Annotated in this window: 12 protein-coding genes; all 12 read left to right on the forward strand. The window is 39.6% G+C overall.

Translation table 11 applies throughout. From position 1 onward, the window contains the following. The first annotated feature begins 2 nt into the window (after nucleotides 1-2). The 12 genes from TEL01S_RS05850 to TEL01S_RS05905 all read left to right on the forward strand — a co-directional run bounded on the left by TEL01S_RS05850 (nucleotide 3) and on the right by TEL01S_RS05905 (nucleotide 17,355). Nucleotides 3-851 carry a carbohydrate ABC transporter permease gene (locus TEL01S_RS05850; RefSeq protein WP_198407815.1) on the forward strand — a complete coding sequence of 283 codons (849 nt, stop codon included), beginning with the start codon at nucleotides 3-5 and terminating at the stop codon, nucleotides 849-851. 14 nt (nucleotides 852-865) lie between these two features. Then, entirely contained in the window at nucleotides 866-2,761 is a 1,896-nt protein-coding gene (locus TEL01S_RS05855; protein ID WP_028844033.1) for a glycoside hydrolase family 127 protein, read from the forward strand. 11 nt (nucleotides 2,762-2,772) lie between these two features. Continuing rightward, nucleotides 2,773-3,858, forward strand: a complete 1,086-nt coding sequence (locus TEL01S_RS05860) for a M24 family metallopeptidase (RefSeq protein WP_028844032.1) — start codon at nucleotides 2,773-2,775, stop codon at nucleotides 3,856-3,858. A 24-nt stretch (nucleotides 3,859-3,882) separates the two neighbouring features. Beyond that, nucleotides 3,883-6,294, forward strand: coding sequence for a trans-4-hydroxy-L-proline dehydratase (hypD, locus tag TEL01S_RS05865; RefSeq protein WP_012003187.1), 2,412 nt, complete (start codon nucleotides 3,883-3,885; stop codon nucleotides 6,292-6,294). Nucleotide 6,295: 1 nt separating this feature from the next. Then, nucleotides 6,296-7,192 (forward strand): glycyl-radical enzyme activating protein, encoded by an 897-nt coding sequence (locus tag TEL01S_RS05870; protein WP_012003188.1) that lies wholly within the window; start codon nucleotides 6,296-6,298, stop codon nucleotides 7,190-7,192. A 338-nt stretch (nucleotides 7,193-7,530) separates the two neighbouring features. Next, complete coding sequence (locus tag TEL01S_RS05875; RefSeq protein WP_012003189.1) at nucleotides 7,531-8,772, forward strand: extracellular solute-binding protein; 1,242 nt, start codon at nucleotides 7,531-7,533, stop codon at nucleotides 8,770-8,772. 33 nt (nucleotides 8,773-8,805) lie between these two features. Then, complete coding sequence (locus TEL01S_RS05880; RefSeq protein ID WP_012003190.1) at nucleotides 8,806-9,711, forward strand: carbohydrate ABC transporter permease; 906 nt, start codon at nucleotides 8,806-8,808, stop codon at nucleotides 9,709-9,711. A gap of 1 nt (nucleotide 9,712) precedes the next feature. After that, nucleotides 9,713-10,582, forward strand: coding sequence for a carbohydrate ABC transporter permease (locus TEL01S_RS05885; protein WP_028844031.1), 870 nt, complete (start codon nucleotides 9,713-9,715; stop codon nucleotides 10,580-10,582). Beyond that, the gene (locus TEL01S_RS05890; RefSeq protein WP_144313076.1) at nucleotides 10,579-11,943 is read left to right on the forward strand and encodes an endo-1,4-beta-xylanase; all 1,365 of its coding nucleotides are present in this window, start codon (nucleotides 10,579-10,581) and stop codon (nucleotides 11,941-11,943) included. The genes TEL01S_RS05885 and TEL01S_RS05890 overlap by 4 nt, the downstream gene beginning before the upstream one ends. Further along, nucleotides 11,940-14,342 (forward strand): alpha-L-arabinofuranosidase C-terminal domain-containing protein, encoded by a 2,403-nt coding sequence (locus TEL01S_RS05895; protein WP_028844030.1) that lies wholly within the window; start codon nucleotides 11,940-11,942, stop codon nucleotides 14,340-14,342. The genes TEL01S_RS05890 and TEL01S_RS05895 overlap by 4 nt, the downstream gene beginning before the upstream one ends. Nucleotides 14,343-14,369: 27 nt before the next feature. Continuing rightward, nucleotides 14,370-15,848: an alpha-N-arabinofuranosidase gene (locus tag TEL01S_RS05900; RefSeq protein ID WP_012003194.1), complete on the forward strand. Its 1,479-nt coding sequence runs from the start codon at nucleotides 14,370-14,372 to the stop codon at nucleotides 15,846-15,848. Nucleotides 15,849-15,924: 76 nt separating this feature from the next. After that, complete coding sequence (locus TEL01S_RS05905) at nucleotides 15,925-17,355, forward strand: L-fucose/L-arabinose isomerase family protein (RefSeq protein ID WP_028844029.1); 1,431 nt, start codon at nucleotides 15,925-15,927, stop codon at nucleotides 17,353-17,355. Nucleotides 17,356-17,359: the final 4 nt, after the last annotated feature.

Consider the following 17,359-nt stretch of genomic DNA (forward strand, 5'->3'; position numbering starts at 1 on the left):
GTGTGATAAGTACCGTTGGTAGAAAATCAAATTATCTGACAGGCAGAATAATCGTATTTGTCATTCTTGTGATGGGAGCAATTATTTATTTGATGCCATTTTTATGGCTTATAAGGAGTTCTTTCATGACAACTGGCCAGATTTTCCGAATGCCCCTTGAGTGGATGCCTAAACCTTTCAAATGGCAGAATTACCCTCAGGCTCTCACTGCTATGCCTTTTTTCCGTTATTTGTTCAACACACTTATAGTTTTATTTTTTGTGGAAGCGGGAACGTTACTCACAGCACCTATGGCTGCTTTTGCTTTTTGCAGACTGCGCTGGCGAGGAAGAGATCTAATGTTTTTCATAATATTAACTTCATTGATGATTCCTTATGCTGTTACGTTGATACCGACATTTATTCTCTGGAAAACACTTGGTGGGGTTAATACATATTTACCGTTGACGGTTCCGGCGTGGTTTGGAGGGGGAGCTTATAACATATTTTTGCTCAGACAGTTTTTTGCAGGTCTCCCAATTGAACTTGATGAAGCTGCTTATCTTGACGGAGCCACACCGTGGAATGTTTTGTGGAAAATAATCGTTCCACTATCTAAACCGGCTTTGATTACCGTTGCTGTGTTTACATTCCTTGGAGTTTGGGGAGATTTGATGGGACCTATAATTTATCTGAATGATGCAAAAAAATACACACTCGCTGTCGGACTTACTATATTTCGTGGTGCTTATAGTACAAAATGGAATTTACTTATGGCAGCTTCAGCCGTTATCATGGTCCCGCCAATTATTCTGTATTTCATTGGTCAGAGATACTTCCAGCGCGGTATAGTCATGACTGGTATGAAATAAAGGAGGCGACCTTTATGGATAATAAACAAGTGATCAGAACTGAGAAAAGCCCATATTCTGTTATGAAAGGCGTAGATCTATCCGCTGTGGTGATGAAAGGTTTCCTTGGCAGGTATTTTGACAGAGCAGCTGATGTTACTCTTCCAAAGATGTATGAAACTCTTGAAAAAACTGGGAGAATTGACAATTTCAGATTTGCTTCTAACAGGAAAGAAGGTTCTTTTCAGGGCTTTAGATTTAATGACACGGATGCATACAAATGGATTGAGGCAGTCTCATTTCTCTTTGCTTCTCGAATAAATCCCGATCTTGAGGAAAAAGTCGATCTTGTCATAGACGAAATCATAGCTGCTCAGGATGAAGATGGTTATCTTGACAGCTACTATCCAAAGAGCAGAAATCATGAAAGATGGACAGAATTAAGCTGGTCTCATGAGATGTACTGTGCTGGACATTTGCTGCAGGGTGCTATAGCACACAGGAGAATCACCGGGAAAGAAACTTTATTTAAAGCGGCTCAAAGGTTTGCAGATCTTATCGAAAAACTTTTTGGACCGGGTAAAAAACCTGAGCTTGATGGCCATCCAGAAATTGAGATGGCTCTTGTGGAACTCTACAGAGAAACAGCTGACAGAAGATATCTTGATCTTGCAGATTATTTTATCAGAGCGCGAGGCAAGGGTAATGCGAGCAGCAAGAAATATCCAGGTATAACGCCTGAATATTTTGTAGATCACAAGCCTTTTGTGGAACTTGAAGAAATGGTTGGACATGCAGTTAGAATGCTTTATTTATGCTGTGGGGTTACTGATCTTTATCTTGAAACTGGAAGAGAAGATCTTTTTACCACTCTCGAGAGACTCTGGCAAAATCTGGTGGAGAAAAAAATGCATATCACTGGTGGATGTGGCTCGAGATCAGAATGGGAAGCGTTCGGGGAAAATTATGAACTACCAAACAAAAGGGCATACACAGAAACTTGCGCAGCGATAGCAAATTTCATGTGGAATTACAGAATGCTGTTTGCAACCGCTGATGGAAAATATGCCGATGTCATGGAACAAACGCTGTACAATGGACTTCTCTCAGGCATATCTACGGATGGCTGGCATTATTTTTATGACAACCCTCTTGAAAGTGATGGAACTCATCGAAGGCGCGAATGGTTCGAGTGTGCATGTTGCCCACCAAATATAGCAAGGCTTATAACATCACTCCCCGGATATTTGTACAGCCTTTCAAAAGATGAAACCAGGCTCTGGATAAATCTGTACGAAGCGAATGAGATCAATCTCAACACATCCCATGGAACCATGAAACTTTTGCAGGAAACTGAATATCCATGGTCGGGTGATATAAGGTTGACTGTTTTAGAATCAAATATAGAACAATCTCTATCTTTGTATCTCAGAATACCGGGATGGGTAAGAGATTTTTCGTTGATGATTAATGGCGAACCCGTGGATGTCAAAATTGAAAAAGGCTATGTTGAAATAAGGAAAATATGGAAGAATAAAGACCAGATAGAACTAAAATTTGTAATGCCAGTTGAGTTGATTCAAAGTCATCCATATGTTGAAGAAAACCGTGGAAGAGTGGCTATTAAAAGAGGACCAGTTGTTTATTGTGCCGAAGGGGTTGACAACGATTTTGATGTTCGAGCTCTTTCATTATCTTATAAATCTATGAGTGTGGATTTTGAACAAGTCGGTGGTCTTGGAAAGATTCCTGTGATAACGGGCAATGGGCATGTAGAAGAATTGTCTGCATGGAAAGGTAAACTTTATCTTCCCGTCAACACACAAAATCCGAGAACGAAACCCGTAAACTACAAATTGATACCTTACCACCTCTGGGCTAACAGAGAAGCTACCCCCATGGTAGTCTGGATCAAATTTTCTCAAGATTAGGAGGATAGATAATGAAAAGATCTCAACAACTTTTGAATCTTGTCAGGTCCTCAATTAATCCAGATGTAGATACCATTATGATATGGAATTACGAAAATTCTTCCAGAGCAAACACTATTTATCTGTCTGGCTTTAGAGGATCTTTCAGCGTCTTAATTTTGCGCGACGACAGTTGCTATATAGTAACTGATTCAAGGTATTTCGAACAGGCAGAAAGCGAGACTGATTTTGTTCTCGTCAGGCATGCAAACAATACACTTGCAGACACTGTATCAAATCTGCTCGAAAGATTATCTGCAAAAGTTGTTGGTTTTGAAGCACAGAGACTGGACTGTAAAAGTTACAGTGATCTGACTGAGAAAATCAATGTGAAATTCGTCCCAATTGACAGTGCAATTCATCAACTCAGGTCTGTCAAGACACAGGAAGAAATTGAGTCCATACGCAAAGCAACCATGGTAGCAGAACAGGCATTTTTAGAAACTCTAAAGTTCATTAAAGAGGGTGTGACAGAAGCTGAAATATGTGCCGAACTGGAGTACAGAATTAAAAAGCTTGGAGGGCAGGTTGGGTTTGAAACGCTCATAGGTTCTGGCCCAAGAACATCTATGCCGCATGTTAAGCCGACAAATAAGCAGGTAAGAAATGGCGAACTGATTTTATTTGATTTCGGTGCACGAGTAGATGAATACTGTTGTGATATAACACGAATGGTAGTGATAGGGAGTGCTTCTGAAAAAATCAAAGAGTGCTATTATATTGTAAAGCAATCTCTCAAGAAGGCAACCGAGGCAGGCAAAGCCGGTATGAGTGGCAAAGATGTCGATTTTGTGGCAAGAGAGGTTGTTCAGAAAAGCAAATATTCCGAGTTCTGCTTCAGATATGGTTTAGGACATGGTATAGGACTTGAGGTTCACGAAGAGCCAAGGTTCAGTCCTAAAGCTACTGATCCATTGCCAGAGAATGCTGTTGTAACTATTGAGCCTGGTATTTATATTCCCGGTGAATTTGGGATAAGAATCGAAAACGACGTGATTGTAAAAAGTTCATCTTTTGAAACAATAACAACTCTGTCAGAGGACCTGACAGTACTTTAAGATCTATTTCTGGAGGTGGCCAGTGTGGAAAGGACCAAAATATACGAAGAGCTTGAAAAAAGGCGCTCCGCTATAAAACCGATCAACAAGCGGATCAAAAAACTCAGAGATGAAAGTGTAAGCGCTAAAGCTAAAGTTTCTCTTGAACGCGCGAAGCTTATAACTGATTTTTACAAAATGGCGCCGAAAAATGTTTCATACCCTGTCTTACGCGCGCTGGCTTTCAAATACCTCATGGAAAACTGCAGCCTTCCAGTTGAAGATGGGCAGTTAATAATTGGCATCAGAGGTACTGGCCCCAAAGAAGTTCCCACTTATCCAGAAATATGCGTTCACACTCTGGAGGATCTCGAGACACTGGCAACAAGAAAAAACATGCCATTTCAGGTCGATAGTCAAACACGTAAAGTGTATGAAGAAGAAATAATACCTTTCTGGCAAGGACAGGCAATGAGAGACATTCTCTTTCAAAATTTGCCGGCTGAGTGGAAAAGAGCCTATGAAGCTGGCATCTGGACGGAATTTATGGAACAAAGAGCCCCCGGACATACTTCTGGTGGCGGATGGATTTTCAAAACAGGTGTTCTGGATATAAAGAAAAGGATAGAAGAAAAAATCCAGCAGCTTTCTGCTTCCGATCCAGAATATTTTGAAAAACTCGAAGAATTGAAAGCAATGAATATTTCCTGTGATGCTATTTTAATATATGCAAAAAGATACAGCGAGAAATTAAAAAAACTTTCAGAGAATGAAAAAGACCCTCAGAGAAAACAAGAACTTTTAGAAATGTCAAGAATCTGCGAGAAAGTCCCAGCACATGCCCCGGAAACTTTCTGGGAAGCCCTTCAGCATTACTGGTTTATCCACGTTGGTATCACTTATGAAACAAATCCATGGGATTCTTTTACTCCGGGCAGGCTGGATCAGCATGTATACAAATTTTATGCAAAAGATATTGCATCAGGTGTTTTAACACGCGAGAAAGCAAAAGAGTTATTGCAGGCTTTCTGGTTGAAATTCAACAACCAGCCATCGGTGCCAAAAGTGAAGATAACCGCCGAAGAAAGTTTCACATACAACGATTTTTCAAAGATCAATATCGGTGGTCTTAAAACGGATGGATCAAATGCCGTGAACGAGCTTTCCTATCTCATCCTTGAAGTACTTTCCGAGATGAGAACGCTTCAACCAAACACTGCTGCTCTTATAAGTGACAAGAATCCCGACGCTTTTCTTCTGAAAGCCCTGGAAGCTCTCTCACCTGGTTTTGGGGAACCACCTCTTTTCAATTACGACAGGATAGTTGTAAAAATGCTACGCCAGGGCAAAACTCTTGAAGATGCCAGAGAATCAGGTGTGAGTGGCTGTGTTGAAACGGGTGCACTTGGTAAAGAGGCGTATATTCTGACAGGATATCTCAATCTTCCGAAGATTCTTGAGATAACACTCAATGGTGGGATAGATCCAGGAACCGGCAAGCGTATAGGGCTTGAAACGAAAAAACCACAAAATTTTGATGAACTCTGGGATTTTTTTGCAAAACAGCTTCGATATTTCATAGACATAAAGATGAAAGGTAACGATATCATCGAAGCTCTGTATGCTAAATATCTGCCTGTGCCATTCATGTCGCTATGGATACAGGACTGTGTGGAAAATGCAAAAGATTACAACGCCGGTGGAGCCCGATACAATACGCAGTACATTCAATTTGTGGGTCTTGGAACCGTTACAGATTCACTTGCGTCCATTAAATGGAATATCTTTGATAGAAAACTTTTTACTTATGAAGAAATGCTAAAAGCTCTGCATAATGATTTTCAAGGTTTTGAATATATGAGGCAGATTTTCCTGAACAAAACGCCAAAATACGGAAATGACAATGATTACGCTGACGATATAGCAAAAAAGCTTGTCGATTATATCGTCCAGATTGTTGAAAGTTATGAGCCTTCCCCGGTGAGAAAGGCATCTCGAAGATGCTATTTCCTTCCAACAACTGTTCATGTCTATTTTGGCAGCGTGACAGGAGCAACCCCAGACGGTAGAAAAGCCGGTATGCCCGTTTCAGAAGGTATATCACCTGTCCAGGGTGTAGACAGAAAAGGCATAGCAGCTGTTTTCAACTCTGTTTGTAAATGCGATTGGGACAAAACTGGCGGGGCTCTGTTGAATCAGAGGTTAACACCGGATTTAGTCAAAGAAAAAGACAATCTGGAAAAACTTGGTAAATTGATAAGAACATATTTTAGAATGGGTGGACATCACGTTCAGTTCAACGTAGTTTCTTCAGAATTATTGAGAGAAGCCCAGAAAAAACCAGCTGATTTTGAAGACTTAATGGTTCGGGTTGCTGGTTACAGTGATTATTTTGTCAGTTTGCCAAAAGGCCTTCAAGAAGAAATCATAGCTCGGACAGAACAGGATGAGTTGTAATATGGAAGCCCTTGTTTTTAATATACAGAGGTTTGCCATACACGATGGGCCTGGTATAAGAACAACAGTTTTTCTAAAAGGATGCCCTTTATCTTGCTGGTGGTGCCACAATCCTGAGGGCATCCGTTTTTCCAGGGAATTGATGTATACCCAACACAAATGTATTCATTGCCAGAGCTGTGTGGTTTCGTGTAAAAAAGAAGCTCTCAGCTTCAAAGATGACATATTATTTCTTAACAAAGATCTCTGTTCACTGTGCGGTGCGTGCACAGAAATATGCCCCACAACTGCTCTGAAAATGGTAGGTACACAAATAAGCTGCGAAGATATTTTGAAAGAGCTTGAAAAAGATACGACTTATTTCGACCAATCAGGCGGTGGAGTTACTTTTTCAGGAGGTGAGCCTTTATCTCAAATTGATTTCTTACTTGAAATTCTACCGGAATTGAAGCGACGCGCCGTGCACGTGGCAATCGACACCTCTGGCTATGCAAAAACAGAGGATCTCAAAAAAGTGCTGCCATATGTTGATCTATTTTTGTACGATCTGAAAGTTATCGATGAAAAAAAGCACATAAAGCATACAGGGGTGTCAAACAGAATCATCAAGGAGAATTTGAAATTTCTCCTTTCGGAAAGAAAATCTTTGATAATACGTTTGCCCATTATACCATCTGTGAACGATTCTGACGAGGATATTCAGAAAACAATTGATTTTCTGAACGAATTAAGGTTCAGATCCGAAATAAATCTCCTGCCCTATCACAATGTGAACGAGAAATATGATGCTCTGTGGAAGATTTTCACTGGAACCAATGAGAAAATCAGCAAGGAAAGGTTGAACCTTATAAAGCAACTGTTCGAAAACAACGGTTTTAAGGTGAAAATAGGTGGATGAGCGTCATTTAAGTCAGATTTATTACAAAGGTTAAAGCGGGAAAAAAATCAAAGATATAAAACGTGACAATCCGATTTTGAACATATTTTCAAGAATACTGCTGAAAATAACCAGAAATCAATCCTTATTTTTATAAGAAGCGCCTTGAATCAGTTTAAATGTTGTGGTCTAATTTGTATGTACATATATGTATAAATATTGATATTCGCCAAATCGTTGTCTTGTTTTCTGATTGTTTTTTGGAGTTTATATCTGATTCAAACATCTTAAGGGGGTGATATTGTTCAAAAAGGTTTTGAGAAAACCTTTGTTGGAACTCATATGGGGAGGTGGATTAAATGGGTAAAAGATCATTTTTCCTGGTCGCTGTGCTGTTGATTTCTCTGATGGTTCTGGTAAGTGGAAAAGTTACTATTACATTCATGACGCCTCTTGCAGGTGAAGATGGTGCGTATATGGATAAAATCATACAGAAATTCAATGCCGAACATCCGGATATTGAAGTTGTGCATCTTGTTCTCGTTAACGACCTTGAGTACAAGACCAAGTTTTTCACAGGCGTGAGTACAAAACAGGCTCCGCAGGTTTTGTTTTGCCGTAAATACGTTATACCTGCGCTGATGGATCAGCTCAAGACTTTTACTGCAGAAGAGCTTGTTAAATACGGAATTGATGTAAACGATATCTATCCAGGACTGATTGAAGGCCTTGTGCAGGATGGAAAAATTTATGGATTTCCTCTCGATTGCTGGATTTTCTACTTGGCATACAATCGTGGTAATTTCGTCAAAGCCGGCCTCGATCCAAATAAACCACCAACAAACAGAGAAGAATTTTTAGCTGCACTGGAAGCTCTCAAAAAGGTCACACCAAAAGATGTCACTCCATACTATGAAAACCCAGGTTGGAGCTGGTTATGGGTACACTATCTGTGGCAATTTGGTGGAGACCTTTTAACGCCAGATTTCAAAAAACCAGCTTTTATGGAAGCTGGTGCGAAAGCACTCAGGTTCATGATGGAACTTCAGGACAAAGGGTATTTACCAAAAGCCAGTGTTGATCCAGGCCCAGTTTTTCTTGGTGGTCAATCGACATTTCTGATCACCGGAATTTGGACAGCTGCTGCTTTCAAAGAGGCTCTCGGTGAAAACTTTGGTGCCGCGCCAGCACCATTACTTGGTACTGAGAAAGCAGTCTTTGGTGGTTCACACGTTCTGGCTTTGACAAAAGTAATGGTGGAAGATCCAGAGGTATTAAAAGCAGCAATGACCTGGGTCAAATATCTCTGGGACCATGCCATAGAATGGTATGCAGCTGGTCAGACGCCAGCAAGAATATCAATTGCGCAGAGTCAGGAATTGAAAGAAAAACTTCCACACATCTACACCGTTGCACAGCAATTACCTTATGTTAAGACATTCCAGATGTTCCCATATATTTCAGAAATGCTTGATTCAATTGCAGTGTATCTGGAAGATGTACTGATAACAAGGAATATGACACCTGAGGATGCAATGGAAGCAGCTGCAGAAGAAGTCCAGGACATTATTGACGATTACTGGGCAGAGCGCGGCAAATAAATAAAAGGAGATGAGGGGAGGAGATGCAGCTTGATGAAACAAAAACTCTCCAGAAGGGTGCGTATGGGGGTTGGAGCTTATCTGTTTCTCCTCCCCCATCTTATCTTCTTTGCGCTATTTGTAGCAGCTCCTTTAATTTATGGTATGATTATGAGCTTCTATAATTGGAAACTAATTGGGGAAGCTCGATTTATTGGACTTGATAACTTTATTCGTGTGTGGAACGATTCGCGATTCTGGGCAACCGTGAAAAATACTGTTTTTTTTGCAGCGATAAGCGTGCCTGTAACGGTCGTTCTTGGTATTGTACTTGCTCTAATATTGAATCAGAAAATGTATGGAAAACTCTGGCCACTTGTCGCTTTTGTTTCACCGGCTTTTTTTGGCTCGATTGGAATTTTGTTTTCATGGGACTGGATTTTAGGATCGCAACCTGCCGCATTAGCAAATTATTACCTGGGAAAACTCGGCGTAATAAAAGAACCTATGTCATGGTTTGCAACTTCTGCCATGGCCTGGGCCTGGATAATTGTAATTACGGCATGGTGGATAGTTGGTTTCAGCGTTTTGTTGTATCTTGGTGCTTTGCAGAGAATACCACCAGAACAATATGAAGCTGCAAAATTGGATGGAGCAGGACCTTTTAAAAGATTTTTTCATATCACGTTACCATGGCTGAAAAATGTACTGTTTTTTGATGTGGTCAGGCACGTGATACTGGCTTTCGGCCTTTTTGATCAGGTTTATATATTGACTGCAGGAGGTCCGGCTGGTAGCACACGAACGATGGTTTATTACCTTTACTTGGTTGGTTTTGAAAGACAGCAATTGGGAAGAGCTGCTGCAATATCCTGGTATATATTCATAGTCGTTATCATATTTGGCCTGATCCAGCTTGCACTTCTAACAAGATCAATCAGAACAGCGGAGGTGGAATAATATGCCACGCCGTATACCAAAAAAATTAAGAAGACGCATCAAAACTACGTTATTCACAGTGTGCATATGGGTACTTGGTATTTTCTGGTTTGCACCCATCTTTTGGATGCTGAGCACTTCACTTAAACCAACAAATACAGCTGTTACCGAACAAATTCCTCACTGGATACCGCAACCATTTACTGTTGAAAATTTTGAAAATGTTTTTCAGGCTGCAAGTGGTATAAATGTAAGTCGTGCTTTACTCAATAGTTTGATCGTAGCCATACTTGCTACGATTGCTGGTCTTGTAGTGGCTACTCCAGCCGCGTATGCTCTTGCCCGCCTGAAATTTCCGGGCCAGAAAGTCATTTTTTGGATGTATGTAGCCATATTGGCTTTTCCTTCGGTGCTATTTCTGGTTCCGAACTTTTACATAGTGAACCGTCTCGGAATGATGGATTCTTTTGCGGCTTTGATTTTACCTGGACTGGGAGGAACTTTCGGTGTATTTTTGCTCAGGCAGTATATGCTTGGAGTTCCCAGAGAAATAGAGGAGTCAGCATTGATTGATGGATGCAACCGATTTAGAATATTGATAAGCATAGTTATACCTTTGATCAGGCCTGCTCTGGTTACCCTTGGTCTCATGACTTTCCTTGGTTCCTGGAACAGTTTTCTTTGGCCATTAATTGTGCTTACCACATCGAGTAAGTTTACTTTGCCCATAGCACTTGTTCGTTTTAGTGCTGGCTGGGGAGACCCATACAGAGGGATAGGTACAACCATGGCTGCTGCATTTATATCTGTTGCACCTGTGCTGATTATCTTTGTTTTATTTTATAGATACCTGATACGTGGAATTTCCCTTGGTGCTATTGGAAAGGGGTGAAATGGTTGAAATTTGCTGGTTTCACATTATGTATTTTTCTGCAGGGAATATTGTTATTTGCAAATTCATTGAACATAGATTTAAGCAGATACAATGAGCTTATTGAATCTACAAGAAAAATACCTGTTACCATTCATATAATTGATTTTGATGGCAGACCTCTCAGCAACGTTGATGTTCATATAGAACAAAAAACACATCAATTCTTTTTTGGAAATGCTCCTGAGTATCTAATTTTTGCCTATGCACGTTTTAATTATATGCGGGGTAGAAGATTTGGAATAACGCCTATATCTGCAGAGAAACTGGAACAATACAAATCCCTATATGCAGATCTTTTCAACTATGCTACCGTTCCTTCTTTTTACTGGGCAGATTACGAACCAAGAAAAAATACTCTACCCTTGCTGGATGCAAGTAAGCAAATCATAGAATGGTTAAATGAGAGTGGTATCACAGTAAAGGGGCATACCCTTGCCTGGGGAAATTCACCCGGCGTAGGCGTTCCTGGATGGGTCAGATCTATAGGAGAATCTGGAAATTGGCAGGAAGTCAAAGTTTTGTTAATGGAGAGAATTAAAAGGGAAATTAATGAATTTAAGAGTATGGTGCAGATGTGGGATATTGTCAACGAACCAATTGTTCAAGAATGGTTCAACGGTATTGGCGATGACTACATCTTTGAGGCCTACAAATTGGCCAGAGAGATTGACCCCGATGCAAAACTGGTTTTAAATGAATTCGGAGTGCTTACAAATAAAAACATAAGAAATAGATTTATAAATCTTGCAAAACGCCTCATAGAAAACGATGCTCCTATAGATATAATCGGGATTGAAGCGCATATTTTCACTGGAGAGGATTTAAAAACACAACTTGCAAACCTCGATGGCATATATGCTGCACTTGATGAAATAGCCGAACTTGGTAAACCCATCCATATAACAGAGTTTCAAATACCCCTACCAGCAATTGTGGAAGCTTTTCAAGTAGATACAGAAACAGCTGAAAAGCTTCAAGCAGAAATTGCCCAGGTTTTTTACACTGTTTTCTTCAGCCATCCTGCTGTTGAAGCAATTATCTACTGGAATTTCTACAGAGCCTGGCAGTCTGGTAGTGGATTCTTAAGAGATGATTTTACAGTAAAACCAATCTACTATATTCTTAAAGAATTGATCCAGGAAAAATGGAGAACTTCACTTAATTTAACCACAAACATCGATGGAAGTCTGAATTTTCGGGGATTTTCAGGGGATTATGAAATTAAAGTAAGAGCTGCAAATAAAGAAAAAACCTTCAAAGTCAAAGTAGGCAAAGAAGCCTGTGAACTCATTTTGAAAATAAATGGTGATCAAGAATGAGAAGACTATTCTGTTTTTTCGCAATAGCTGTTTCCATATTTGTTTTTTCGGTTGATTATGAGCTATTCATTGACCTCGATAGAAAAGGTCCCCAAATAAGCCCGGCTCTTTACGGAATTTTTATAGAAGATATCAATCACGGCATCGATGGTGGACTTTATTCTGAACTTGTTAGAAATCGTTCGTTTGAACACACAAACCCTTTAGAAGGGTGGTTAATTAATATCGAAGGTCAGGCTAATGCAGTAATTGAAAGCGTTGATCCAATTGGTGAACAAAATAAAAATTATATGAAAATATCTATCCGGGATGAGAAATCAAAGGTCATCCTTTCAAACGCAGGATATGATGGTTTTTCACTTGAAAAGAATAAAAATTATCTATTTTCGGTATTTGCAAAAGGCAGGTCAAAATTGAATATTATTCTTCACAACGCAGGTATTATTTATGCAAATGTTTGCTTGGAAATCGATAGCAACAATTGGAGAAAATATGAACTTGAGCTTTTTCCTGCCGAAAAATGCGAGAATGCGGTATTCTCAATCGAGATAAATGAGCCATCTGATGTATCCTTAGATATGATTTCTTTGATTTCACCAAATTCGTGGAATAAAATCATGAGGAATGATTTAGTTGAGATGCTCCAAAATCTTCAACCAGGTTTCATGAGATTTCCAGGTGGTTGTCTGGTTGAGGGATACAATTTGGAGAATGCATATAGATGGAAAGATACTATTGGCCCTGTTGAATACAGAAAAACAAAGGCCAATTTATGGGGATATTATCAATCCTATGGCGTAGGCTTTCATGAATATTTTCTTTTATGTGAACATCTATCCTCTGAACCTGTCCCGGTAGTTAATGCAGGTATATCTTGTCAGGTGCGTGGAGCACAATTTTGCCCTGTAGATCAAATTGATGAGTGGGTTCAGGACGCTCTGGACCTCATTGAGTATGCTAACGGATCAACATCAACTGTTTGGGGTAACAAAAGAATGATAAACGGTCATGAAAAACCTTTCAATCTTAAATATCTTGGCATTGGAAACGAAAATTGGGGTGAGGAATATCAAAATCGTTTCAAGATTTTTCAACAAGTTATAAAGGAAAAATACCCTGATATTAAACTGATTTTCTCGTGCCCTCCCGAGTACGAAGGTCCAATATTTGACGAGGCAATTACATGGGCGAAATCGAATGGTATTCAAATAATAGACGAACACATATACGCTCCTTTTGAGTGGTTTCTTGCAAATGCTGATCGTTATGATAGTTACGACAGAAACGGACCCAAAGTCATGATCGGAGAATATGCATGTCACGTATCTGGTAGAAGAAACAATCTTCAGGCCGCTCTTGCTGAAGCTGCCTTTATGACTGGCTTAGAAAGAAACAGCGATGTGGTGGTTATGGCTTCTTATGCTCCTCTGTTCAATAGAGTGGGGTGGTCACAATGGACACCTGATTTGATCTGGTTTGATGCTTCTCGTGTATATGGTACACCGAGTTACTATGTTCAGAAAATGTTCAGCACCAATCCCGGCGATGTAATAATTTACTCTATATTGAGCCCTGAAGATCAACCAATTATATCTGGTATGGCAGGGCTTGGCAGCTGGAAGACACAGGTGGAGTTCGATCATATAAAGATCAGCAATTTTGAAAAGATTCTTTTATATGACGATTTCGCAAAAAATGAGAAAACATGGCAATCTTACAGAGGTATCTGGAAAATAGACAATGGCGTTTTGAAGCAGACAAGCTTGGGAGAAGATCGGCGTGCTTATTTTGGTGAAAAGAACTGGACAGATTACGCAATCGAGGTACGGGCAAGGAAGATTTCTGGGACTGAAGGTTTTCTTGTGTTTTTTGGTGTAAAAGATGATCAGAATTATTATTGCTGGAATATTGGAGGCTGGAACAACAGTATTTCTGCGGTACAAAAATCTATAAATGGTGAAAAAATGATTTTGGCAGGAACAAAGCCTTTAAAGATAGACACAAATAAATGGTACGACATCAGAATAGAGTTAAATGGCGAAAATATTAAGTGCTATCTAAATAGGCAACTTATCCATGACATAAATGATTTCTATCAATACAAACCTTTATACCAGGTTTGCAGCTACGATTATGAATCTGGAGATATTATTTTAAAGGTTGTTAATCCATGGCCAAATGATAAAACAGTCAAAATAGAATTCAATAGAAAAATAAATCTGCATCACACTCGCACCATAACAATAACTTCAAACAGCTATGCAGATGAGAATTCTTTTATTACGCCTGAAAATGTTTTTCCATATGCATTCATCAGTGAACCGGAAAATCCTTTTATATACATATTTAAGAAATACTCTGTAACAATTTTGAGGATGAATGTCAACGATAATCAGTAATTTTTTATTTTTCGAGGAGGTAAGAATATGCAGGGCTATGTGAAGGTGTCGAATGTAAAAACCGCCAGGATTAGTGACATGGTCTATGGGCATTTCATCGAACATCTTGGTAGATGTATTTACGGTGGAATCTATGAAAGAGGTTCTCCATTGTCAGATCAGAGAGGTTTTCGGAAAGACGTACTTGAAGCTGTGAAAAAAATCAAATGTCCAATTCTAAGATGGCCCGGCGGGAATTTTGCTTCTGCTTATCATTGGAAAGATGGTATTGGACCTGTTGAAAAAAGGCCGAAACTTTTAAATTACATCTGGGGAGGGATTGAAACAAATGAATTTGGTACAGATGAATTTATTGAATATTGCAGAGAGGCAGGTGCTGAGCCTTATCTTTCCGTAAGTCTGGGCACAGGTACACTTGATGAAGCCCTTCAGTGGTTAGAGTACTGTAATCTTGACACACCAACTAAATATGCTACTCTCAGAAAACAGTCTGGTCATGAAAAACCTTACAATGTCAAGTATTGGGGTATTGGAAATGAAGTGTATGGTCCATGGCAAGTTGGTCATTGCAGCGCTTCTGAATATGCAGAAAAACTCAGACAGTTTGCACAGTTTATGAAAGGCATCGATCCATCGATAAAGATCATAGCTGTCGGGGCAGATGATCCAGAGTGGGATATGACCGTGTTAAAACACGCCGGGAAAGTTATCGATTACATATCGATTCATCAATACCACGGCTCAGAAGATCACTACGAAACCATTTCTTCAGTTTATTATATTGAGGAAAGATTGAAACTCCTGCGAAGTCTAATAAAACATCTCAAACTCGATCACGTAAAGATTGCATTTGATGAATGGAACGTCTGGTACCAGACCATTCCCGAAAAAGAAATGGCTGAACAGGGAATTGTAACTCTTGAAGAGTCATACGCTTTGAAAGATGCTCTGTTTGCAGCAGGTGTTTTTTGCGTGATGCACAGAATGAGTGATATTGTTGAAATTGCAAACGTAGCACAGATGGTAAATGCCCTTGGAATTATCAAAACAAATAAAACTTCACTTGTTTTAACGCCTATATACCATGTTTTTGATTTGTTTGTGAATCATACAGGTCGTACACGCCTTGATATGAAGCTTGCCTGTGATACATATTCTATAAAGGCAAAAAGTTTCTTTGAGGGCCGTATTTCTTTCAGTTTAGAAAATGTTCCATATATAGATGGCTCAGCAACCTATGATGAAAGAACAAAAACAGTTTCACTTGCACTGGTAAATTACAAAGATGGCACGGTAAAAGTCACTGTGGATTTAAGCGACTTCAAAACTCTCTCGACACAGGCTGTTGTTCACGAACTTACTGGACCTGATGCTTTTTCAAAAAACGATTTTGAAAACCCAAATATCGTAAGACCTTCACAGAAAATTATTCAGCTTGCCGGGAAGGTTTTTGACATCGAGTTGCAGAGGCTTTCTTTAACGATTTTAGAAATAAAGATTGAATAGTTGTAAAAATAATTCAGAAGTGGTAAAAAATAATTGAGAACCACAAATTTATAACAAATTCAGGAGGGATGATAAAATGAAGCATTTAAGGCAGATGACAGTTGGATTGATTGCGGCTAACAGAGGTTTTTTTCCCGGCTGGTTAGTTGAAGAAGGAAAGAAAGCTTTTTTGAATGTTCTTGAATCAATGAATGTAAGAGTCATAACGCTTACAGAAAAAGATACTAGATATGGAGCAGTTGAAAACTTGCAAGACGCTGAAAAATGTGCAAATCTTTTCAAACAACACGCAGAAGAGATCGATGGCATCATTGTGACTCTTCCAAATTTTGGCGATGAACGATCTGCCGCAACAGCCATAAGATTGTCTGGATTGAATGTTCCTGTTTTGGTGCATGCCTTTCCAGACGAAACAGATAAACTCGATTTGAAGCACAGACGGGATTCTTTCTGCGGGAAAATATCTCTGTGCAATAATCTTGTCCAGTATCATATACCATTTACAGACACAACCTACCATACAGAAGCATTAGACAGTGAACAGTTCAGGAAAGATCTCCAGGATTTTCTGGCTGTTTGCAGAGTAGTCAAAGGTGTCAGAAATCTGAAAATAGGGGCTGTTGGTACAAGGCCTGCAGCTTTCAACACGGTGCGTTTCAGTGAAAAGATTTTAGAAAGCTATGGCATTAGTGTAGAAACAATAGATCTTTCAGAAATTATAGCGCGCGCAAACAGTTTTGATTCAAATTCACTCGAATACAAAGAGCATCTGCAAAAATTGAAGGATACTTTCAAACCAGGTAATGTTCCAGAAAAATCTCTTGACAGAATGGCAAGGTTGTCTGCAACACTGAATGAATGGATAGAACAAAACCACATCGATGCAGTTGCCATCCAGTGCTGGACAGCATTGGAAGCGCTTTATGGAATAGTTCCATGTGCCGTCATGAGCATGCTCTCTGAATCGCTTACGCCCAGTGCGTGCGAAACAGATGTAATGGGCGCTCTTTCAATGTACATACTTCAACTTGCATCAAATAAGCCATCTGCTTTGATGGACTGGAATAACAATTTCAACGACGAAGAAGACAAAGCAATAATGTTCCATTGCAGTAATTTCCCGGTTTCTTTCTTTGAAAGTTGCCAGATGTCCTATCAAGATATTATTGCAGGAACAGTTGGAAAAGAAAATACGTATGGTACCTGTGTGGGAAGAGTTTCTCCGGGTCCAGCAACCTTTTTAAGACTCTCTACTTTTGATAACGAAGGCATAATTGCCGGCGTTATAGCAGAAGGCAGATTCACAGAAGACAATGTTAAAACCTTTGGTGGTTATGGTGTTGTGGAGATTCCAAATCTGCAGAGTCTTTTGAAGACAATAACACAAAATGGTTTTGAACACCATGTGGCAGTTAGCAAAAGCAACGTAGGTTATATAGTTCAAGAAGCACTCGAAAAATATCTTGGCTGGGAGATTATTTCATATCAGTGCAGTTGCAAACATTAAGAAT

The organism is Pseudothermotoga elfii DSM 9442 = NBRC 107921 (genome assembly GCF_000504085.1).
Classification (GTDB): Bacteria; Thermotogota; Thermotogae; order Thermotogales; family DSM-5069; genus Pseudothermotoga_B; species Pseudothermotoga_B elfii.